Origin of the sequence: Nostoc sp. DedQUE07 (assembly GCF_034530975.2) — a bacterium.
Classification (GTDB): domain Bacteria; phylum Cyanobacteriota; class Cyanobacteriia; order Cyanobacteriales; family Nostocaceae; genus Nostoc.
Genome location: NZ_JAVRCC020000006.1, coordinates 66423 through 87758 on the forward strand (window position 1 = coordinate 66423; position 21336 = coordinate 87758).

General features: G+C 42.6%; 16 protein-coding genes. 8 read left to right on the plus strand and 8 right to left on the minus strand.

Going from position 1 to position 21336, the window contains the following annotated elements:
* Positions 1-47: 47 nt before the first annotated feature.
* On the plus strand, positions 48-1898 hold the full coding sequence (locus RMZ95_RS06815; protein ID WP_322685076.1) for a S8 family peptidase: 1851 nt from the start codon (positions 48-50) through the stop codon (positions 1896-1898).
* A gap of 140 nt (positions 1899-2038) precedes the next feature.
* A complete protein-coding gene (locus RMZ95_RS06820) occupies positions 2039-2272 on the plus strand; it encodes a hypothetical protein (RefSeq protein WP_289796246.1) in 234 nt (77 codons plus the stop codon).
* On the opposite strand, the gene RMZ95_RS06825 is transcribed toward RMZ95_RS06820, so the two are convergent.
* Both RMZ95_RS06825 and recA read right to left on the minus strand, forming a co-directional pair.
* Positions 2259-2582 carry a thioredoxin family protein gene (locus RMZ95_RS06825; RefSeq protein ID WP_099103723.1) on the minus strand — a complete coding sequence of 108 codons (324 nt, stop codon included), beginning with the start codon at positions 2580-2582 and terminating at the stop codon, positions 2259-2261. The two genes, RMZ95_RS06820 and RMZ95_RS06825, sit on opposite strands and share 14 nt — an antisense overlap.
* A gap of 371 nt (positions 2583-2953) precedes the next feature.
* Positions 2954-4033: a recombinase RecA gene (gene recA, locus RMZ95_RS06830; RefSeq protein WP_292865143.1), complete on the minus strand. Its 1080-nt coding sequence runs from the start codon at positions 4031-4033 to the stop codon at positions 2954-2956.
* A gap of 509 nt (positions 4034-4542) precedes the next feature.
* On the opposite strand from recA, the gene RMZ95_RS06835 reads away from it, so the two are divergent.
* On the plus strand, positions 4543-6096 hold the full coding sequence (locus RMZ95_RS06835) for an HNH endonuclease (protein ID WP_322685075.1): 1554 nt from the start codon (positions 4543-4545) through the stop codon (positions 6094-6096).
* 75 nt (positions 6097-6171) lie between these two features.
* Here RMZ95_RS06835 and RMZ95_RS06840 read toward each other — a convergent pair whose 3' ends face one another.
* On the minus strand, positions 6172-6600 hold the full coding sequence (locus RMZ95_RS06840) for a type II toxin-antitoxin system VapC family toxin (RefSeq protein ID WP_322673710.1): 429 nt from the start codon (positions 6598-6600) through the stop codon (positions 6172-6174).
* A complete protein-coding gene (locus tag RMZ95_RS06845) occupies positions 6593-6826 on the minus strand; it encodes a hypothetical protein (RefSeq protein WP_229469801.1) in 234 nt (77 codons plus the stop codon). The genes RMZ95_RS06840 and RMZ95_RS06845 overlap by 8 nt, the downstream gene beginning before the upstream one ends.
* Positions 6827-6967: 141 nt before the next feature.
* Between RMZ95_RS06845 and xseA the strand changes: the two genes are divergently transcribed.
* From xseA to RMZ95_RS06870, 5 genes are all read left to right on the plus strand, one after another.
* Entirely contained in the window at positions 6968-8236 is a 1269-nt protein-coding gene (gene xseA / locus RMZ95_RS06850) for an exodeoxyribonuclease VII large subunit (RefSeq protein WP_322685074.1), read from the plus strand.
* Positions 8229-8456: an exodeoxyribonuclease VII small subunit gene (gene xseB / locus RMZ95_RS06855; RefSeq protein ID WP_099102361.1), complete on the plus strand. Its 228-nt coding sequence runs from the start codon at positions 8229-8231 to the stop codon at positions 8454-8456. The genes xseA and xseB overlap by 8 nt, the downstream gene beginning before the upstream one ends.
* A gap of 253 nt (positions 8457-8709) precedes the next feature.
* A complete protein-coding gene (locus tag RMZ95_RS06860; protein ID WP_322685073.1) occupies positions 8710-10968 on the plus strand; it encodes an ATP-binding protein in 2259 nt (752 codons plus the stop codon).
* Positions 10965-11438, plus strand: coding sequence for a response regulator (locus RMZ95_RS06865; RefSeq protein ID WP_322685072.1), 474 nt, complete (start codon positions 10965-10967; stop codon positions 11436-11438). Before RMZ95_RS06860 ends, RMZ95_RS06865 begins: the two co-directional genes overlap by 4 nt.
* A 1314-nt stretch (positions 11439-12752) precedes the next feature.
* Complete coding sequence (locus RMZ95_RS06870) at positions 12753-16895, plus strand: PAS domain-containing protein (RefSeq protein WP_322685071.1); 4143 nt, start codon at positions 12753-12755, stop codon at positions 16893-16895.
* 3 nt (positions 16896-16898) lie between these two features.
* Here RMZ95_RS06870 and RMZ95_RS06875 read toward each other — a convergent pair whose 3' ends face one another.
* The 4 genes from RMZ95_RS06875 to RMZ95_RS06890 form a co-directional block, all read right to left on the minus strand.
* Positions 16899-17906, minus strand: a complete 1008-nt coding sequence (locus tag RMZ95_RS06875) for a chemotaxis protein CheB (protein ID WP_322673705.1) — start codon at positions 17904-17906, stop codon at positions 16899-16901.
* A 748-nt stretch (positions 17907-18654) separates the two neighbouring features.
* Positions 18655-19134, minus strand: a complete 480-nt coding sequence (locus RMZ95_RS06880; protein ID WP_322673704.1) for a plasmid segregation centromere-binding protein ParR — start codon at positions 19132-19134, stop codon at positions 18655-18657.
* Positions 19135-19139: 5 nt separating this feature from the next.
* The gene (locus RMZ95_RS06885; RefSeq protein ID WP_322673703.1) at positions 19140-20303 is read right to left on the minus strand and encodes a ParM/StbA family protein; all 1164 of its coding nucleotides are present in this window, start codon (positions 20301-20303) and stop codon (positions 19140-19142) included.
* 239 nt (positions 20304-20542) lie between these two features.
* Positions 20543-21175 (minus strand): DedA family protein, encoded by a 633-nt coding sequence (locus RMZ95_RS06890; protein WP_322685070.1) that lies wholly within the window; start codon positions 21173-21175, stop codon positions 20543-20545.
* Between the last annotated feature and the right edge of the window lie 161 nt (positions 21176-21336).

Consider the following 21336-nt stretch of genomic DNA (forward strand, 5'->3'; position numbering starts at 1 on the left):
ATAAGTTATGGTATGAGCAAACTGGCAAAAAGCGGTGATGAGTTAATATGAGAAAACTTATATTATGGTGCTTGTTTGTCATTGGGCTGGGATCTGCCATATTTGGTTTCCTGAATTTTCAGGGATTGGCAGCTAAAGGAGAGTTTGAGACGATTTTGCTTGATTTTCGGGAAGATATTCCATCACTTGTAGTGGAACAGGATTTGCAAGCGATCGCCAAACAATACAACGTTACACCCCAATTAGACAACAAGTTTTCCAAAAAAGATAATGTGTATATTATCAAGGGCGATCGCCAACGGCTCCAAGAACTGAAAAAATCTCAGTTTGCCCAAGCGACAGAATTCATTGAACCAAACTATATCTACAACAAGATTCCACAACCAGGTAAAACCGCTTGGCTAGGTGAATTTTTAACACCCCAAGAAGATGAAGAAGCAAGTCCTTCATTAACTGGCCCTAATGACCAATATTACAGCAAGCAATGGAACTTGCACAAAATCGGTGTTGAAGGCGCATGGAGTCAAACCAAAGGCAGTGGCATCACAGTCGCAGTTATTGACACTGGAATTACCAAGGTTCGCGACTTGTATGAGACAAAATTCGTCAAGGGCTATGATTTTGTTAACGACCGAGAAGAAGCCACAGACGATAATGGTCACGGTACCCATGTTGCCGGAACTATTGCTCAAGCCACAAATAATAAATATGGCGTCGCTGGAATTGCCTACGAAGCCAGTCTGATGCCCCTGAAGGTACTCAGTTCTTATGGCGGTGGTACCGTTGCCGATATTGCCGAAGCGATTAAATTTGCTGCTGATAAAGGCGCAGATGTAATTAATATGAGCTTGGGTGGTGGCGGTGAAAGCCAGTTGATGAAACAAGCGATCGAGTATGCTCATCGAAAAGGTGTTGTTATTATTGCCGCAGCCGGAAATGAAAACGCCAATGGAGCAAGCTATCCAGCTCGCTATCCCTACGTCATCGGCGTTTCGGCAATTGGCCCAGATGGCGAAAGAGCGCCCTATTCTAACTTTGGTGCAGGAGTAGATATCTCTGCTCCTGGTGGTAGTGAAGCTGGTAAAATTCTCCAAGAAACCATCGATGAAAAAGGCGAAGGCGTATTTCTCGGCTTCCAAGGTACAAGCATGGCTTCTCCCCACGTTGCCGGTGTTGCGGCATTAATCAAAGCTGCTGGCATCAAAGAACCAGATGAAGTTTTAAAAGTCCTCAAACAGTCGGCGCGAGTTATTCAGGATGATGGTTTGAACTATTATGGCGCTGGACAACTCAATGCAGAAGCAGCAGTCAAACTAGCCTTTAGCGGACAAATCAGTTTTCCAGATTTCTTTCGGTGGTTAAGGGATAGCGGCTATCTTAACCCCGGCTTTTGGATTGATGGTGGTGCGGTAGCACTGTTACCCAAGATTTTAATGGTAGTTGGTTCCTATCTGCTGGCTTGGTTTTTACGCGTTTACTTCCCCTTCACTTGGAGTTGGTCTTTATCCAGTGGACTAATCGCCGGCAGTTCTGGGTTATTCTTCCTCAAGGGAATCTATATTTTTGATCTTCCCCAATGGCCTTTCCGGGTTTTGGGCAGTTCAATTCCCGAATTAGGTAATACTCTCCAGGGAACTGATGCATTAAATCCTCTATTTGCCAGTGTACTGATTCCCATTGTGTTGATGGCATTGCTGCTGGGACATCCTAGTTGGAAATGGTTTGCCATTGGTTCAACTTTAGGTGTAGCAGCGTGCTTAACTACAAGTGCGTTTTTCGAGCCGACAGTTTGGGGATTAGGAAGTGGTAACTTAGCACGTCTTTTCCTCATTGCTAATGCCCTAGTCTGTTATGGACTTGTTCGTTTAGCATTGAAAAACGAAGAGAAAATAGCATAAATGGGGAATAGGGAATGGGGCATTGGGCATAGCGCATGGAGAATCAATTTTTTTAACTCCTAACTCCTAATTCCTAACTCCCAATTCCCTACTCTCCTTACTCAGCACTCAGCACTCAGCACTCAGCAATCAGCACTGTTATGAGCATTACACTTACAGGTACAGTCGAACGTCGTGATATTGGTACAGGCGCATGGGCGTTAGTTACAGAAGAGGGCGTTACTTACGAAATCCTCAGAGGGGCTGACAAAGACCTACTCAAAGCCGGACAAAAAGCAAAAGTTAAAGGGCAGGTGCGTGAAGATATCATGACAACTGCCATGATTGGCCCTGCCTTAGAGGTCAAATCTTTTGAGGTAATTAGTTCTGATTAGCTGTGGAATTTAGAACCTCTTGCAGACGACTTCTAAACTCCCCTTTGGGATGACCTCCTTTTACTTCACCAACAATCTGAAATTCCCCCTCTGGAGAATTGCAGAGGATGTAAGTAGGCCATCCCATTTCTGATTTATCGGGATATTGAGTCAATAAAATCTTGCGATACTTGCGGTAAGCAGTCGTATCTTGCATTTTTACATCGATAAACTCTAAACCCAGTTCTTCAGCCACCTTTTTGTCATAAAAAGACATTTTGTGGCAGATGCCGCACTCTTCTGAAGAGAACTTAATTACAGCTAAACTCATGGGTTGGCTACTCTTTGATTATAAACAAAGTTTTTTAGCATAATGCCATGAAATATTACCATATAGCTGGTCATTAGTGTCAATCTCAGGCTAAAACCCCGATCTAGTATTTTTATCCTTTTTCCTTAATAGTAGTTGTCAAGTTTAAATTAATGGGTTATCGGTAACAAACCAGTGCCGTGTCTACGATGGGCTACACCTACGCCAAAATATCAAGTTGGATGTGTTTATCAGTTCAAATCTATTCACGATCAGGATTTAAGCTTGTATTTAACAATATCCAAATCTCGATTTTTGAAAAAATAAGGTGCGTTAGCTGTCTTTGTAACGCACCATCTATTAGCAATTGCAGATTAATAAATCCACATTCCTTATTCTTCTGGCTCTAAATCGACTTCTTCCTCTTCATCTTCGTCACTAGCTTTAGCGACAGAGTTAGCAGAAACAACAGCGCCTTTATCTAGCTTTTCACGCACTAGTTTCTTGATTTCTTCAGCAAATTCAGGCTTTTCTTCTAGATACTTAATGGCGTTATCTCGTCCTTGGGAGATATTATCGCCGTTGTAACTATACCAAGCTCCTTTGCGGACAATAATGCCAGTTTCTTCTGCTAAGTCAACAAGACAACCCAAGGTAGAAATACCTTTACCAAAAATAATGTCAAATTCCGCTATTCTAAAAGGCGGCGCTACTTTATTTTTGGCGACTTTGACTTTTACACGATTACCAAATTCATCTGTACCTTTTTTCAAGGTTTGAATTCGGCGAATGTCCAAGCGCACCGAAGCGTAAAACTTCAATGCGTTACCACCAGTTGTGGTTTCTGGGCTACCGTAGGTAACACCAATTTTTTGTCGCAACTGGTTGATGAAAATTACTGTACAACCAGATTTACCAATGTTTCCAGTAATCTTACGTAGGGCTTGGCTCATTAACCGCGCTTGCAGGCCAACGTGAGCATCACCCATATCGCCTTCAATTTCAGCACGGGGAACCAATGCTGCTACTGAGTCTATAACTACAATATCAACCGCAGCAGAGCGAACAAGTTGATCGACAATTTCTAAAGCTGATTCGCCAGTGTCAGGTTGGGAAATCAACAAATTGTCAATATCTACACCCAATGCCGCAGCATAAGTAGGGTCTAGGGCGTGTTCAGCATCAACAAAGGCAGCAATACCGCCATTTCTTTGCACTTCGGCGAGCGCGTGTAGCGCTACTGTAGTTTTACCAGAACTTTCTGGCCCATAAATTTCAATTACCCGCCCCTTGGGTAAACCACCACCCAATGCTAAATCTAGGGTAAGCGCTCCACTGGAAATCGTTTCCACCCGCATCCGGGTAGCATCGCCCAAGCGCATGATTGCTCCTTTACCAAAGCTGCGCTCAATCTGGTTGAGCACCATAGTCAGTGCTTTTTGCTTGCCAGAAGTATCGGTGTTGATAGCCATTCCTGCCTCTAATGCCTCTTAATATATGGTTTTAAGGAGTGTTGGTGTCGGAGTTTGAGTAGAACAGATATACTATTTTAACCAGAAAATTCTGGAATAGGACTTCTCAAATCAAAAAAGGGGTGTGACAAGATCGTAACTCGATCGCTACCAGATTAGGGTAGTTTTGCACAATGATACCAACTTGCATTCAGAGATAGCTTTTTTTGGCTGGGTAAGCAAGGGTTTTCAAAGAAAAAATAAATTACCTAAACAACCCTGTCAGTAGAACCGTACTCGTGAGCTTTTGCGAAGGTTGCTAAATTAGGAGCGATCACCATGCCAATTAGCATATCATCGATAGCAGCTTTATCGGGTCGGGGTTAGATATAGAAAGCTTTTAGGGTAGTAGTAAAGGGATTTTCAATGCTTGAAGTGACTTTCAGCTTTGAGAGGCTATGATGTTCAGTCGTACTTGCTGCTTATGAGCTTGACGTATAATTGTACCAATACAGGGGAAAACATCCATCATGGCTAAAGTTAATCTAGATGCTCTGATTCCACGAGAGGATTTTGATGTGGAAGAAAATATTAATCTAGGTAAGAAAAAAGAAACAATTTCTATTGAAGACCTTAAAATAGACTCATTCTTCTTTTCAAACATCAGAAAACCTGATTTTCAAAGAGAAACTAATGAATGGGACAAAAATCGAATTTCTGAATTTATCAAAAGTTTTATTGAGGGCGATTTAATACCAGCAATAATTTTATGGCGAAGTACAGGCGGCTACTTGTTTGTAATTGATGGTAGCCATAGATTAAGTGCTTTATCTGCTTGGGTAAATGATGATTATGGTGATGGTAAAGTTTCAAAACTCTTTTATGATGGGGTAATTTCTGATGAACAACTAGAAATTGCTCAAGAAACACGAAAATTAGTAAACAAAACAGTCGGTTCGTATGATGATTTTAAGTTGGCTTCCACATATCCTGATAAATTTAAACCCGAAGTTGTCAAATATGCTAAAAATCTGGCAGCCTTGGCAATTCAACTTCAATGGGTTGAAGGTGATGCAACTAAAGCAGAAAGTTCATTCTTCAAAATTAATCAACAAGCTGCACCAATAGATAAAACTGAGCTAAAACTCCTTGAATCTAGGAGAAAGCCTAACAGTATTGCAGCGCGTGCAATTATTAGAAGCGGCAAAGGGCATAAATATTGGTCATCTTTTTCAAATGAAACACAACATCAAATACAAGAAATAGCTAAAGAGATTAATGAAATACTTTTTGCGCCTAAGTTAAAGACCCCTATAAAAACTCTGGACATACCAGTTGGAGGAAAACTATATTCATCACAAACATTACCACTAATTTTAGATTTTATTAATGTTGTTAACAATCTTGATTTTAATAATAAGGGAATTAACGATGACTTAACTGGTGAAGCAACAATACAGATTTTAAAGAAGACCAGAAAGATTGTATATAGACTAAATAGTAATCATTCCTCATCTTTGGGGTTACATCCAGTTATATACTTTTACTCAAAAGAGGGACGGCATAGAACAGTATCCTTACTCGCTGTAGTTGATTTTGTAATGGAACTTGATAAAAGACAAAAAATCAATGACTTCATTAAAGTACGAGAACAGTTTGAAGAATGCCTCATAAAATATGATTATTTGATTCAGCAAATTTATTTAAAATATAGGTCTGTTCAAAAAAGCTACAAAGATGTATCAAAATTATTTCAAAAACTTGTAACTAATTTACAAACCGAAAAAGCAATTCATAATATTCTAAATGAAATTATATCTAGCAATGATTTTCAGTACTTGACTATTCGTACAATAAATCAAGAAACTCATTCATCTACACAAGACTTTAATACAAATAAAAAAAGTGAGATTTATATAAAAGATGCATTACAAAATGCACAAAAATGCAAAATTTGTCAGGGTCTTATCCATAGAAACTCAATTTCGATTGATCATATCCAGCGTAAAGAAGATGGCGGATTGGCAAGTGTAGATAACGGACAGATAACCCATCCATACTGTAATACAGGGTATAAAAATTAAGTTATAAAATACATCTGCATTAGATAATTTAGCTAATGGCGAAACTTGATACCACTTCATCCATCACCATTGTTACTATAAACGCCAGTTATCTAGTCTTAGTGAATAATTTAAATCTTGAATTCTTTGATAATGAAATAAATTACCCGTAACTAAAGTTAGATTATGACTGATGGCAATTGCAGCAATCATACAATCGGGATAACCAATTCTTTTTCCGGTTGTCTCTAAATCAGCGTAAATTTTCCCTGCTAATACAGCTTCTGTCAAGTCAAAGGATAATATTTCCTGTGAAGCCAGTATAGTTAAAAATTGCTGAAGACGTTTTTCTTGCTTACGTTTTTGCCAACCTTCTACAATTTCCATGACCGTAATTGCAGAAATTGTATATTTATTAAATTGGCTTAAGTAACTATTGGCTTTGAAAATAATACGAGGATTTACTCGTTTAATAATTTCTGAAAGAATATCCGTATCAAGTAGGGATTTTTCTACTTCATTCATCTGTTCCAGTATATCCTCTTTTTTCCATCGCCTCAGCAACAATTTCATCAACAATTTCTGGAACATCAGCATATAATCCCATTAAAGGATCGTTTTTCTCCTGGACTTCTGCTAAACGTTCAATTACATGACTAATCAATTCTGATAGAGTTGATTGATTGACTATTGCCAGAGTTTTTGCTCGTTCAAAGGTGAGTCTGTCTAGTTCAAGTTCTATTTTTTCCATTATGGTTTTAAACTCTGTTTAGTGATTAATTTAAGTCTAATAGGTTTTTTGGATATTTTCAGTTTGGTTATTCAACAAAATAGCTATCAATTAACGTTATTTGCTAAGATTTGATTAGGCTTTTGCTTTCGTATATCTTTGATGACTCTCGACTTTCCCGACTCTCTGATTCTTGATACAGCGCTTTCAGTTTCTGGATTAACTGACTATATCCGTTTGCTGTTAGAGCAAGATGAACAATTGCGGCAAGTTTGGGTAACTGGCGAAGTTTCCAGTGCTAACAACCATCGCAGTGGGTTGTTTTTTACGCTGCAAGATCCCGATCGCACTGCCGGAATTAAGTGTGTAGTATGGAATAGCCAATTGCCAAAACTCGCCCAAATGCCTATTCCTGGCGAACAGATAATCATTTTGGGCAGTATTCGCGTCTATCCGCAACGGGGAGAGTATCAGTTATCAGTTTGGCAAACTCTACCTGTTGGTGTTGGTTTACAGGCACTGCGCTATCAACAACTCAAAAATCGCTTGCTGGCTGAGGGATTATTCGACGCGCAAAGAAAGCGATCGCTCCCCATTCATCCCCAAACGATCGCTGTCGTCACTTCACCAACGGCTGCTGCTTGGGGTGATATTCAAAAAACCTTGAAGCAAAGGTATCCAGGTTTACACGTTTTATTTTCTCCCGCGACCGTACAAGGTGAGCAAGCACCAGAATCTATTGTCAAAGCAATTGAGCGGGTGGAAAGAGATGGACGCGCCGAAGTGCTAATTTTGTCGCGGGGTGGTGGCGCGGTGGAAGAATTAGCTTGCTTTAATGATGAACGAGTGGTGCGATCGCTTGCTAGTTGTTCCATTCCTGTAATTACTGGGATCGGCCATCAACGAGATGAATCTTTAGCAGATTTGGTTGCAGATGTATGTGTGCATACACCCACTGCGGCAGCAGAAATGGTTGTACCAGCACTTTCAGAGTTGTCTACTGAGCATCGGCAGCGAGTTGTCGCTTTACATGAGGCGGTGCATGACTTTAGGGAAAATGCTGAGAATAAACTGCAAGTATTGCGCAATCGGTTGCGACGTTTGCGCTTAGATCGGCAAGTGCAGCAGGAAGTGGAAAAGCTTGCTTGGAAACGTCAGCATTTGGTGCAAATTACCACGGGGCGATCGCAGCAAGCAACGCAGCATTTAGAATTATTGCGGCAGAAGTTGGCTAGTCTTGACCCGAAAGCGGTGTTACAGCGTGGTTATGCGGTGGTGAGAAGGGAAGATGGAGCGATCGCTCGTTCGGCAGCAGAGTTGGCTGTGGGGCAAGAGTTAATGATTCAATTGGGGCAAGGTGAGGTTAAAGTGAAGGTTATGGAAGTGAACGAACCGCAGAGGCGCAGAGGACGCAGAGAGATTAATGGTTAAACGTAAGGGTGCTTCTAGTTCTGAGGAAGGTTGGAATTATGAGGCGAAGGTTGCTGAAATAGAGGGAATTATTACTCGCATTGAGGCGGGTGAGTTGGAATTGGAAGCTGTGTTTGACCAATTTGCAACTGCTGTGGAGTATTTGCGTCAGTGCGAAGGTTTTTTGCAGCAGCGACAACAGCAGGTAGATTTGTTGATTGAAACATTAAGCCAAGAGTAGATGCCGGAGACTCCAGTTTAAGTCTAGGCTAGTAGTGTGAATATAGAAGTTTGCTTTTTAAGTCAGGACTCAAAATCTCAAATATAAAGCAATACAGTTCAGATAAGCCCAAAACACTTGTAGAGAGGGCGATTTATCGCGTCTCGAAAACCAAAAATTGTTGCCACTAGCCCTTAACTGAACCGTATTGAGATATAAAGAGTTTCTGCCTCCTTGAAGCCAGAATTCTAATGAGGAGTTGGATAAACAGAGAATGACTGATGAAATCATTGATTTGACAAACTGCGATCGCGAACCGATCCACATTCCCAGTTTGATCCAGCCTCACGGGGTTTTACTGGTTTTGCAAGATCCCACGCTGGAAATCGTTCAGGTGAGCAGTAATACTCAGCAAGTTATTGGTCGTCAACCTGATGAATTGCTGGGCAAGCCGATATCAGATTTACTCAATGTCAAGCAGATTAAACTAATTCAACAATGTCTGGCAGAGGATTTTGAGAGTGTTAATCCGCTCAATTTGTCTATCAAACATCAAAATAAATCAATTCATTTTGATGGCATTGTCCATCGTTTAGATACTATTATTCTTCTAGAATTGGAGCCGAAAAAAGCGAAGGAAAAAACAGGCTTTTTTGACTTTTATCAACAGGTAAGAGGAACCATTACCCGCATTCAAAAAGCACCAACGTTGCTAGAAATGTGCCAGATTGTGGTGACAGAAGTTCGGCGAATCACTGGCTTCGATCGCGTTATGGTCTATCGATTCGATCGCGAAGGAGCAGGCAGGGTCATCGCTGAAGATACCAATCAGGAAATGCCTTATTTGGATTTACACTATCCGCCCTCTGACATTCCCAAGCAAGCCCGACAGCTATACACCTTAAATTGGCTGCGGCTAATTCCAGATGCTAGCTACCAGCCTGTCACCTTAATTCCAGCGAACAATCCTTTAACAAATCAACCGTTGGATCTCAGTCTCTCGGTGTTGCGGAGTGTTTCTCCGATTCATCTAGAGTACCTGCAAAATATGGGCGTGACTGCCTCTATGTCTATTTCTCTGATGCAAGATCAAAAGCTTTGGGGATTGATTGCCTGTCACCATTCGTCACCCAAATATATTTCTTACAATATCCGCACCATCTGCGAGTTCATTGGACAGGTCATGTCTGTGGAACTGGCAAATAAAGAAGCAAGTGAAGATATTGATTACAAAAGTCAATTAAAGTCATTACAAACTCAATTTGTCGAAGGCTTGTCTCAGGCTGAGTATTTCCTGGATGGTATGGTGCAAATGAAATCTCAATTACTCAATCTGATCGGCGCCACAGGAGCGGTGATATGTAATGGCGATCAGTATATTCCAGTGGGTAAAACGCCATCGCAGTCAGAGGTTCACGCCTTACTTGATTGGATTAAACCTCAACTGCATCATAACTTGTTTGAGACGGGATCGCTGACGAAAAATTACCCTGCCGCCTCCTTCTTTAAAGCGATCGCTAGTGGCGTGTTAGCTCTGGAAATTTCCAAAGTTCACCACAATTATATTCTCTGGTTTCGTCCAGAGGTGATTCAAACGGTGAATTGGGGCGGCAACCCCAACAAGCCTGTGGAAGTTTTCTCAGATGGCAGTTTAAGAATGTCTCCTCGCAAATCCTTTGAATTATGGCAAGAAACGGTGCAAGGAGCTGCCCTACCCTGGAAACCCTGTGAAATTGAGGTGGTTACTGAACTGCGAAGTCTGATTGTGGGCGTTGTGTTACAGCAGGCAGACAAACTGGCATCGATGAATTTTGAGTTACAACGGAGTAACGAAGAACTTGATTCTTTTGCCTACGTTGCTTCCCATGACCTCAAAGAACCGCTGCGGGGCATTCACAACTACGCTAACTTCTTAATGGAAGACTATGCAGATGTACTAGATAATGATGGAATTGCCAAACTGCAAACTTTGGTGCGGCTGACGCAGCGAATGGAAGACCTGATCAATTCTCTCCTCCATTTCTCGCGGTTGGGACGCGCCGAACTGGTCAGGCAATCAGTGAATCTGCATGAGTTAGTGCCTCAGGTAATCGCCATTTTGACCATTTCCCGACCGCAGAGCGAAGTTGAGTTTCGCATTCCTCAACCCCTGAAGAGCGTTCAAGCCGATCGCGCTCAGATTAATGAACTATTCAGCAACCTGATTAGCAATGCTATTAAGTACAATGATAAACCTGAGAAATGGGTCGAAATAGGTTTTATTGAAGGCAATGGGGAAAGCAAAGTTGCTTCTAATTCTGTAACTTTCTACGTTCGTGATAACGGTATTGGCATCCCCCAAGAACATCTCGACAAAATCTTTCAAATCTTCCGCCGCTTACATGGACGGGATGACTTTGGCGGTGGGACTGGCGTAGGGTTAACCATTGCCCGGAAAATTGTGGAACGTCATGGTGGTAGAATTTGGGTGGAATCTACCCCAACTCTTGGTAGTACCTTTTACTTTACCCTGTCGGCGGAGGCAAATACATGACTCAAATTTCAGCCTCCCCGATCCCGGAAAAACCACTACTTTTAATTGTCGAGGATAGCAATGAAGACTTTGAGACACTGCAAAGATTTCTAGGGCGTTCTACCATTGCGATCGCTATTCAGAGGTGTGTGAATGGAGAACAAGCCTTGGCGTTTCTTTATCGCACTGGTAGCTATGTAGAGCGCAAAAGTGCGCCCCGACCCGGCTTGATTATGCTTGACTTGAACCTACCCGGAACCGATGGACGAGAAGTGTTACGCCGGATTAAACATGATGATAACTTGAAGATGATTCCAGTGGTGGTGTTTACTACCTCTAATAATCCCAAAGATATTGAAGTATGTTATCAATATGGTGTCAACAGCTACATCGTTAAACCAATCAATTTTGCTCAACTGAAAAGAGATATTCAGATGCTTGTGGAATATTGGTTTGAAGTGACGACACTGCCTGATTATCCCAAGGATTAGTCCTAAGTCAGAGATCGCGCATTGTCTTAATTGTTGATGATTGCCAGAAGATTGAGAACTGTATTTGCGGTATTTACTGCCTGACCAAGATTATTCCCATAGCATTTTAGCTCGACTTTATCCACGATTAAGAACTCGGTTTTCTGTATCCGGCAAAAACCCTAACTTTTGAGCAAATAGTTTTTCCAGATTACAGATTAGACCTCTTGCAAAAGTCCCTAACACCCCTCCCTGCAAGCGGGGAGGGGAGACAAAGCGTAGCTTTGGCGGGGTGGGGTTCTTTCTTATTTTTGATTTATGCAAGAGGTCTATTATCGATGAAGTTAAAAAGTAAAACTACTGTCCCATAAGGGTTGCATTCAAAAATACAGCATTTTGCGATCGCACCTCAGAATGTGGATTATATCTTATATAGGACTCCTATTTGATTTTTGAACAAGACTCAGCACGGTATCCTTTCTTTCCTATTCCCTGTTCCCTGCCCACGCAAGTAAATTCTCCGAATCAAACCGGATTCCTATATATATTACTTATTGAGTATATTTGCAATTGTGATAATGGCGATCGCATTCAGTTTATATATGTCCTGCCATTGGTCTAATATTATGCTGAGTAAAAAATTTATTATTCAGACTGCAAAGTTTAGGGAACTGAGAGAAAGAGGGTTTTAAGACTTTTACATAGATGCAGTCCGACAATAATAACTAAGGGACTTCCAAGAAATAAATTATCCAAATAAATATAGACGCATACTCCTACAAAGAAGCAAGCTAGCAAAAGCGTCTCCAAGAGTTGCGCCTACTCTACGAGAACGCCAAAGGCGAAGCCGCAGGCTACCACTCCAGACACAGAGAACACAGAAAAAGGAGAAATAAAGAGGGTTGTTTCGTCAGTTTTGGGAAATTTTTTTATTTAGAAATCCCTAATGAATCAGATATAGCAACCGAATTTAAACACGAGAATATTACAAGATTAAAATTTCCTAATTATAAGCTTTACAGCGATTTTATTTCTCCCAAATGATTTAGGATTGCTATTACGATCTTCATAGAAAATTTGTATTATTGAATGAATATTTATAGATTATTCTGTGGCAAAAGTGATATAAATTTTATAAGTAAGTTAATAACTAATTTATACATTAAAACTATCAAATAAGTGAACGCAAAGCAGATGTAAAGAGCGAATCAATAAATCTATAAAATATGTTAAAATCCTGGTATAATCAGGGTTTTAGCATTTTTTGAAAAATGTCAATTTTCTATGCCAACCTGCTGAATGTGGGTTAACATCTACTTGATTAATTAATTCACAATGTCTCAGCAACAGCGCGCTCTCTTAATTGTCGATGATTCCCCAGAAGATCGAGAACTCTATCGGCGGTATTTACTGCGCGATCGCGAATATTCTTACACTATCCTAGAAGCAACGCTGGGACAACAGGGGCTAGAACTTTGGCAGCAACATCAGCCCGATGTAGTATTGCTTGATTATCGATTGCCCGACCTAGACGGACTGGAATTTCTGGCACAATTGCAACCCTCGTCGAGCCAACAGCCTTGCCTACCCGTGATTGTCGTCACTGGACAGGGCAATGAGGCGATCGCAGTTAAGGCGATCAAAGCGGGCGCACAAGATTATCTTGTCAAAGAGCAAATTACCCCAGAAGGGCTGCAAATAGCGGTCAATGGGGCAATTGAAACAGTGCAGCTACGCACCCAACTACAACAGCGGATTGAACGAGAGCGCGTAGTCTCACATATTACCCAGAAAATTCACCAATCGCTAAATCTGGATGAAATTCTTCAGACAACTGTAGCCGAAGTGCGAGAATTTCTGCACACCGATCGCGTCTTGGTTTTTCAGTTAAAACCTGATGGTAATGGGACAGTAGTAGCAGAATCGGTTGGGGAAAAGTGGCGATCGCTGCTTGACTCTACTATGTACGATCCCTGCCTCGCAAAAAACTACCTTGCATGGAATCCATTGGAAACTGTCAGCTACGATACCGTCTTTGTCGAAAATTATATCCAACGCTATCGTCAGGGTTACGTAACGGCAATATTTGATATTCAGCATAGCAGTATCGATCCCTGCCACGTTGAATTGTTGGCTCAGTTTCAAGTGAAAGCTAATCTGGTCGTGCCGATTATTTACGATGACCACTTTTGGGGGTTGCTAATTGCTCATAACTGTGCCATCCCTCGAAAGTGGCAACCCTTAGAGATCGACTTGCTCAAAGAACTGGCGATTCAAGTTGGCATTGCAATTCGCCAAGCGGAACTCTATCAGCAGGCACAAAATGAACTGACCGAGCGCAGACGGGTAGAAGCAGAATTACGGGAGAGTGAAGAACAGCTGCGATTAGCACTATCAGCTTCGCGGATGGGAACGTGGAACTGGAACATCCAAACGGGAAAAATTTCCTGGTCGGATAACCTGGAAGCCTTGTTTGGACTGGAACCAGCAGAATTTGACGGTTCATTCGAGATGTTTGCCGCGCGAGTCCACCCTCAAGATCGCGATCGCGTGCTGACAGCCGTCGAGCTTGCTGTCGCCACCGGAGAAGACTATGACATTGAATTTCGGGTAGTGTATCCCAACGGGAAAATTCGCTGGGCATTAAGCCAGGGTAAGGTGCTCTACGACCAACAGGGGCAACCAATTCAGATGGCCGGTATCGATTTAGATATCACCGAACGCAAACAGTCAGCCGAAACTCTGCGCGAGAGTGAGGAACGTTTTCGGCAGCTTGCAGAAAATATTGATGCGGTGTTCTGGATCAAAGAAGTGTCGGAAAATCGAATCAGCTATGTTAGTCCTGCATATAAACGACTATGGGGATTGAACCCGCAAGAATTGTATCAAGGACAACAAATATGGATCGATCGCATCCATCCAGAGGATCGAGAATCTACAGACAGAGCGTTTCATGAAAAAGCTGTCGCCGGGAAATTTGATGAGGAATATCGGATTATTTTACCCAATGGTAATATTCGCTGGGTTCACGATCGCTGCTTTCCCCTGCGAGATGAAACAGGAGAGATTTATCGGTTTGCCGGGATTGCCGAAGACATCAGCGATCGCAAACAGGCAGAGCAAGCTTTGCGAAACAGTGAAGAACGCCTGCAAATGGCACTGGAAGGTTCTGGTGGCGGTCTATGGGATTGGAACATTATTACTAATGAAGATTATTTAAGTTCCAGATGGCTGGAAATGCTCGGATATGAAAAAGGAGAGTTACCGGATGACTTTAGCAGTTGGCAGCGACTAATTCATCCTGACGATAAAGTTTGGGTGATGGAACGGTTGAATGCCCATCTTCAGGACGATTCGGTGTCTTACAAATTTGAATATCGGATCTTAACCAAGTCTGGGGAGTGGAAATGGATTGCCAACCACGGAAAAGTGGTTTTGCGCGATCGACAAGGCAATCCCCTGCGAATGGCAGGCATCCATCATGATGTCACAGATCGCAAACAGGCAGAGCTTGCTTTGCGCCAGAGTGAAGAATTTAAGAACCGCATTTTAGAAAGCAGTACTGACTGCATCAAGGTATTAAGCCTCGATGGGCGGCTGCTGTACATGAATACAGGTGGACTGTGTTTAATGGAAATTGATAACTTAAATTCCTATCTGAATACTGAATGGCTCTGTTTCTGGGAAGGCAGTTATCGGCAGCAGGCAGAGGAGGCACTTGCTGCCGCTAAAACAGGCGAAGTCAGCATTTTTCGCGGATACTGCCCAACTGCAAAAGGCACTCCGAAATGGTGGGAAGTGGTCGTTAGCCCGATCTTGGATGGCTCTGGGCAGCTGGAACGAATCTTGTTGATTTCACGAGACATTACCGATCGCAAAAAGATAGAACTCCTGTTGCAGGAGAGCGAAGCCCGGTTGAAATTGGCGTACAAAGCTACGCAATCGGGATTATGGGACTGGGACATTATCCGCAACAGAGCTCATGTATCTGAAGAGTACATTAATCTGTTTGGGCTTGACCCAACCACAAAGGAAATCACCTATGAACTGTGGTTAAGTATCTTGCACCCAGACGATCGCACCTCAGCCAATGAAACGGTGACTAACACTATCCAGCAACAGCAAGAACACTATGAAGATGATTTCCGCATTATACATCCTGATGGCATTCGCTGGTTAGCGGCTAGAGGTCAGGTTTTCTATGATGTTGCGGGCAATGCGGTACGGATGGTAGGCAACGTCCGAGATATCACCGCTCGCAAACAAGCTGAAATCGAACGCGATCGCCTATTTCAACTAGAACAAGCAGCCAGAGCCGAAGCCGAACGCGCTAATCGAATCAAAGATGAGTTTTTGGCTATTCTCTCCCATGAATTGCGATCGCCTCTCAACCCGATTCTCGGCTGGACAAAACTGCTGCAAACCCGCAAATTTAGTGAAACGAAAACGGCTGAAGCTTTAGCTACCATCGAACGCAACGCCAAACTACAAACTCAACTGATTGATGACTTGCTCGATGTAGCCAAGATTCTCCGGGGCAAACTCAGCATCGATGCGGCTCCTGTAAATTTGGCATTTGTAATTGAATCTGCGCTCGACACAGTAAATACAGCAGCCCTTTCCAAATCAATTGTGTTGCATTCAGTACTGCCGAATATTGGGCAAGTCTCTGGAGATTCCAACCGCCTTCAACAAATCGTTTGGAATTTACTTTCCAACGCGATCAAGTTTACTCCCAAAGGCGGACGGGTAGAAACCAGATTAGAGCGAGTTGACGATCGGGTACAGATTATCGTTAGTGACACTGGTAAAGGCATTAACCCAGATTTTCTCCCGTATATTTTTGAATCATTCCGTCAAGAAGATGTCTCAATTACTCGCAAGTATGGCGGGTTGGGATTGGGGTTAGCGATCGTCCGGCAGTTGGTTGAGGCCCACGGTGGCACCATCACGGCTGATAGTCCAGGTGTTGGCTTGGGAGCCACCTTTAGAGTCCAATTGCCACTGCTGAATGTTGAACCGGAAATCAAGCAGACAGATGAGTTGCCACAACCAGCACTCGAACTCACCGGGATTCGAGTCCTTACAGTTGATGATGACGCCGATGCTCGTGAGCTAATAACAGTATTGCTTGCTGAATACGGCGCGCAAGTCCTGACTGTTGCCTCTGCGACAGAGGTTTTAGCAAACTTAGAATCCTTTCAACCCGATGTCTTAGTCAGTGATATTGGGATGCCCGAAATCGATGGCTATTCTCTGATTCAACAGATTCGCGCTTTAACTCCCGAAAAAGGGGGAAAGATTCCCGCGATCGCTTTGACTGCTTATGCTAGAGTTGAAGACTATCAACTAGTGATAAGCAGTGGCTATCAACTGCACGTTACCAAGCCTCTCGATCCAGAAGAGTTAGTTCAAGCTGTGGTAGTACTTGCACGCAGTAAACAAAACCATCCCATTTCTCAAAATGATTCGGTTTAACCTTCAATCAACACCTGTGTTTGGATTGACCTTTAAAAGTACTTCTCGAATAATGGCGGAAGACTCCTTGGCAGAGAGTGCCTCCTCTTTGAATCGTGCCGCCAAGGTTTGATTGCGAACCTCCATCCTTGAAGCCATACGATGTGATAAAGAAGCTTTCTCTTCCAATGCCCTCAAAGCGATCCATAGTGCATCTTCCACCTTATCATACTGCGTGGCCAGCAAAGTTTCTGCTGAATAAGCATGACCCGTGCGGCAGCGGAAGCGCAACAAATTTCCCTCTTCGAGTTCCCAGAGGATACCGCCGCAGTCAGGACAGCCAAAGGTTGATGGTTTACCAGGTCGATTGCTTTCGTTTTCTACTGCTTCCAAATTCAATTGCACTATTTCAGTTTCAAACTCTATCTCGCTAGGTACTGGGTTTTCCGGTTGTACTTTCATTGGTGTATTAACTAGAGCTACTAAAGTAGAAGGAATATCTGAAAGTGGCAGAATATGGTCAATATCCTCTACGTTCTCGATCGCATTACGTGGCATATCAGGATACAAAGCATCGTCAGGATTTTGGACAATTGCCACACCGCGCCGCATTTTTACAGCCATTAGTCCCGCCGTGCCGTCGTCAAGCAGACCTGTTAGTAGCACAGCAATCACTCGCTGCCCATAAGTTCGCGCTGCACTGCGAAACAATGGATCGATAGCAGGACGACAACGGTTTTCTTTTGCACCCCGCGTCAAACGCAAATATCCTTTTTCTACCAGTAAATGGTAGTCAGGCAAAGCGACATAAATCGAACCACGAACAATAGCTTCGCCGTCCTGAGCGTGAGACACTGGCAAGTTGCCAGCACGACTTAATATTTCTGGCAGAAAACTCTTGCTGTGACTGGATACATGAAGGACTATAATTACAGCAGCATTGAGATCGGGCGGCAAATGCTTGACTAGATAAGTCAGCGCCTCAACTCCACCTGCTGATGTTCCAACGACGATAATATTCTGTTCAAGCATTAATGTAACAATTTGACTAGTATAGCAGCGTGGGCAACAAAAGCACATATACCGCCAGTCTTAACATTAACGCAGCCAAAGAATTTGCTCACCTAGCTTTGAGAGGATTATATTCTTTTTTGAGGAATAGGATTTTAGCTCGACTTTATCCAAAATTAAGAACTCGGCTTTCCTTATCCGGCAAAAACCCTGGCTTTTTGGCAAATACTTTTTCCATGTCACTGATTTCCGGTCAAGTCCAAAAACTAAAACTATCGTCCCTCAATGGTTTCAGTATCAGGTTTTGGGTTTCATAAAAATGGATAAAGTCGAGTTAAGAATCCTTGATTTTTTTAGTTGAACAAAGTTAAACCAACCTATAAATATTTGATTTTTTCAGAATAATAAAAGAGCGCTAACTGGGTACTCAGAAATGCTTTGATTATTTGGGCTTTGGCTAGTTGTCTAGTGGGGAGATTGGTGATTTTAAATTGTATAACTTGAATAGCTGACTTTTCACGTTATGTGGAAAAGCGCACGAAAAACCTAACCCTCTAACCCCCTTCCCGATGCTCTAAAGGTGAAAATTCAAAGTCTCTCTCCTTTTAGGAGAGAGATTTAGAGAGAGGTTTTCCAGATACCGTGAAAAATCAGCTTAAATAGACGCGATCGCATTTCTAAAAAAATATAAACATTAATAATCCTTAATAGTTAATACTATTAAGGATTGTTAACATGAGCAAAAACTGCTCACAAACCTGATTTTTCCTTAAAAATCATCGAGAAACTGACTAAGGCGACTGATTACGGGGTCAACCTCTTGAGGAGGGGTAGCAACAGTATAAGAAGTATTATTTACTACTTCTAATTGAGTTGGAGACGGAATGAACGAGCGATCGTTGACGATGAGCGCCAGTTGTGCAACTTGTTGAGAAAGTTGCAGTAGATGATGTTCCATCGCCTCCAAACGATTAGATCCCTTGGCAAAAAAACGTTCCTCAAGTCCAGCCACTTGACGTTGCAGTTCACCGATTTGTTGATCGATCGGTGTATTTACTGCTGTTTGTGGAGCAGGTTGTACAGTTTCCGGTACACATAAAGATTGCCACAAGGCTTCTTTACAGAGATCGCTGAAAGTCTTGTCTGGTTGTTTTTCCAAATAACTTTCTACTTGCGCTAACAAGCTTTCATCAGCAAGCTCTGGGTTGAACGTGACGGATTTAACTACCTTTTTTGACCATTGGAACATCAGCTTTATGCCCTAGCAGCGCGATTGGAGGATAATTGTGCCTCTCCATAAATATACTGCCCCAAAGCATTCGCCTGACGGGAAGGTGCTGCTAAATGAGCATTAATCTTTGCTTCTTTGAGCAGACGTTGAACGTCGTCCCAGAAGAACTCACCGCCGCCGCCAGTAAGAATCACATCGGTGACGCGTTCTGGCAACCAGGCTAGCACACGGCTACAGATTTCGCGCGAAAACATCTCTGTGAGGTTGGGAAGAAAATCATCTAGGTTGGTGGGCTTGCTAGCGCCTTTAGGACGGTAAAAGCGTTCACCTCTAGGTTTGTTGACAGCGGAAATCAGTGCTAGAGATTGACTATCTGCTCCCTCGATTTCGGCAGACACCAATTCATAAAACTTATTCATCCCGAAGTCTTCGCTCTTAGAAGCACCTCTGGCAAAACGGAAGTTATCTACCATCAAAAGATCGACGGTTTGATGACCAATATCGACGATCGCCACCGATATTTTTGTAAAATCGGGACTACCAGGGTTTTTCTTGGGTTGAGCTTCAGACCATAACAGGCTGCCGTAGCCTTCTGGCATGACCCATACCTTACTGACGTTCAGCGACACAGATTCGCCTCGGAAGTTCAACACGTGAGGGCCACCTACTTGGCTAATCAATTGTGCTTTTTCTTTTTCAAATTGCTCTAAGGAAAGAAAAGGCAGACCAAGTACAACTGAGATATCGTCTCTGAGTTTGAAGTAGCCAGCACTTGCTAAAACTTTTACCAGTGCAGCTTCTACCTTAGATTGTCCGACTCCTAAATTCGCCCCAAAATCGGCTGCCAGTTGACCAACAGCATATCCATTTCCTTGATACTCCAGCCACAAATCCATTAAGGGGTCAGTAGCTCTGGCTTCAAAAACACCACCGCGTACTTGTTCGATTGACATCTGCTTGACGTTGGCAGGTACGAACACCACACTGCCTGGTTCGCGACTCACACAAGTTTTTGTGGAAGTTCTGCCTAAATCAACACTGAGAATGGTTTTCCCAGAACCACCGGCTGGCTTGCTAGTGGGAGGATTATTATTAACAGCATTGATAGGAGTAGATGCTAACGGCTGCCTATTCATGGGTATAGCAGCAGCATTGATAGGGGTAGCGGCGGAAGGTTGGTCTGTCATGAAAGCTCCTAGTTCAAACTTAACTGTAAAAAGTTGTCATGCTCATCTTACAAAAATGCGAGCAACCAGAAATTCTAGGTTGCGTCAAGTGTAGCTAGAAATACGCCAAAAATTAATTCCGGCGATACCTCTGGTAAGCTCTGCCAACGCACATCTAGTATTATTTGGCATAGTGTAGGCGAATTTTGGCCAGATGTAACCCCTGCTTTCACTGCTTTCAAACCAAAAGCGTCCGTGTTTCATCTTCTAGTGCGTCTAGTGCGTCTTAACTGGCGCTTGAATATCCAGAAAACAAATGCTAGAACCAAACCGCCAAGCACGATTTTAGATACAGGAGCAAGGTACTTGTCCACAAGTTCATACTGACTACCCAATATGTATCCTGAGTATGTTAACAAACCCACCCAAGCAGCGCTACCTAACGTTGTGTAAACCAAAAATGGTAGCAAAGGCATATTGCTAATACCTGCGGGAACAGAAATTAAGGTGCGGATTCCTGGCACAAGACGACCAATTAATACTGCTGTTCTACCTTGTCGGTCAAACCACTCTTTGGCTTTGGTAATATCTTTACTGGATATAGCCAGCCATTTGCCATACTTGTCAGCCCAAGCTTTCAAACGAGTTTCACCCAAAAACTTACCCGGATAGTACCAAATAAGTGCGCCCAATACAGAACCCAAAAGTCCTGCGAAAAATACACCAATAATATTCAGCTTTGCCTCTCCTGGTTGATATGGACTTGCTGTAAATCCAGCTAGTGGCATAATCAATTCTGAAGGAATGGGGGGAAAAAGATTCTCTAAAAACATTAGTAAGGCGATTCCCCAATAGCCAAAATAGTTGATAGTATTAGTTATCCATTCAAGCATTGAGTTAATTCCTGAAATTGCTGGACTAGTCTTGTTGCTAAATTCAGCTTTAGCTTTTTTAAAGGGTAATTATTCTCGCTTGCTACAGTCAAGGGAATTGGGCTGCACTAAAAATTGCCATCATAACTGAAAAATAGAGTCAGACAAGTAGAAGCTAGGTG

Excerpts from the sequence above, each read along its gene's own strand:
- xseB (WP_099102361.1), top strand. The coding sequence starts at position 8,229 with ATGGTTAAACGTAAGGGTGCTTCTAGTTCTGAGGAAGGTTGGAATTAT.
- RMZ95_RS06880 (WP_322673704.1), bottom strand. The coding sequence starts at position 19,134 with ATGTTCCAATGGTCAAAAAAGGTAGTTAAATCCGTCACGTTCAACCCA.
- RMZ95_RS06885 (WP_322673703.1), bottom strand. The coding sequence starts at position 20,303 with ATGACAGACCAACCTTCCGCCGCTACCCCTATCAATGCTGCTGCTATA.
- RMZ95_RS06845 (WP_229469801.1), bottom strand. The coding sequence starts at position 6,826 with ATGGAAAAAATAGAACTTGAACTAGACAGACTCACCTTTGAACGAGCA.
- RMZ95_RS06820 (WP_289796246.1), top strand. The coding sequence starts at position 2,039 with ATGAGCATTACACTTACAGGTACAGTCGAACGTCGTGATATTGGTACA.
- RMZ95_RS06825 (WP_099103723.1), bottom strand. The coding sequence starts at position 2,582 with ATGAGTTTAGCTGTAATTAAGTTCTCTTCAGAAGAGTGCGGCATCTGC.
- RMZ95_RS06875 (WP_322673705.1), bottom strand. The coding sequence starts at position 17,906 with ATGCTTGAACAGAATATTATCGTCGTTGGAACATCAGCAGGTGGAGTT.
- RMZ95_RS06890 (WP_322685070.1), bottom strand. The coding sequence starts at position 21,175 with ATGCTTGAATGGATAACTAATACTATCAACTATTTTGGCTATTGGGGA.
- RMZ95_RS06870 (WP_322685071.1), top strand. The coding sequence starts at position 12,753 with ATGTCTCAGCAACAGCGCGCTCTCTTAATTGTCGATGATTCCCCAGAA.
- RMZ95_RS06835 (WP_322685075.1), top strand. The coding sequence starts at position 4,543 with ATGGCTAAAGTTAATCTAGATGCTCTGATTCCACGAGAGGATTTTGAT.
- recA (WP_292865143.1), bottom strand. The coding sequence starts at position 4,033 with ATGGCTATCAACACCGATACTTCTGGCAAGCAAAAAGCACTGACTATG.
- RMZ95_RS06815 (WP_322685076.1), top strand. The coding sequence starts at position 48 with ATGAGAAAACTTATATTATGGTGCTTGTTTGTCATTGGGCTGGGATCT.
- RMZ95_RS06860 (WP_322685073.1), top strand. The coding sequence starts at position 8,710 with ATGACTGATGAAATCATTGATTTGACAAACTGCGATCGCGAACCGATC.
- xseA (WP_322685074.1), top strand. The coding sequence starts at position 6,968 with ATGACTCTCGACTTTCCCGACTCTCTGATTCTTGATACAGCGCTTTCA.
- RMZ95_RS06840 (WP_322673710.1), bottom strand. The coding sequence starts at position 6,600 with ATGAATGAAGTAGAAAAATCCCTACTTGATACGGATATTCTTTCAGAA.
- RMZ95_RS06865 (WP_322685072.1), top strand. The coding sequence starts at position 10,965 with ATGACTCAAATTTCAGCCTCCCCGATCCCGGAAAAACCACTACTTTTA.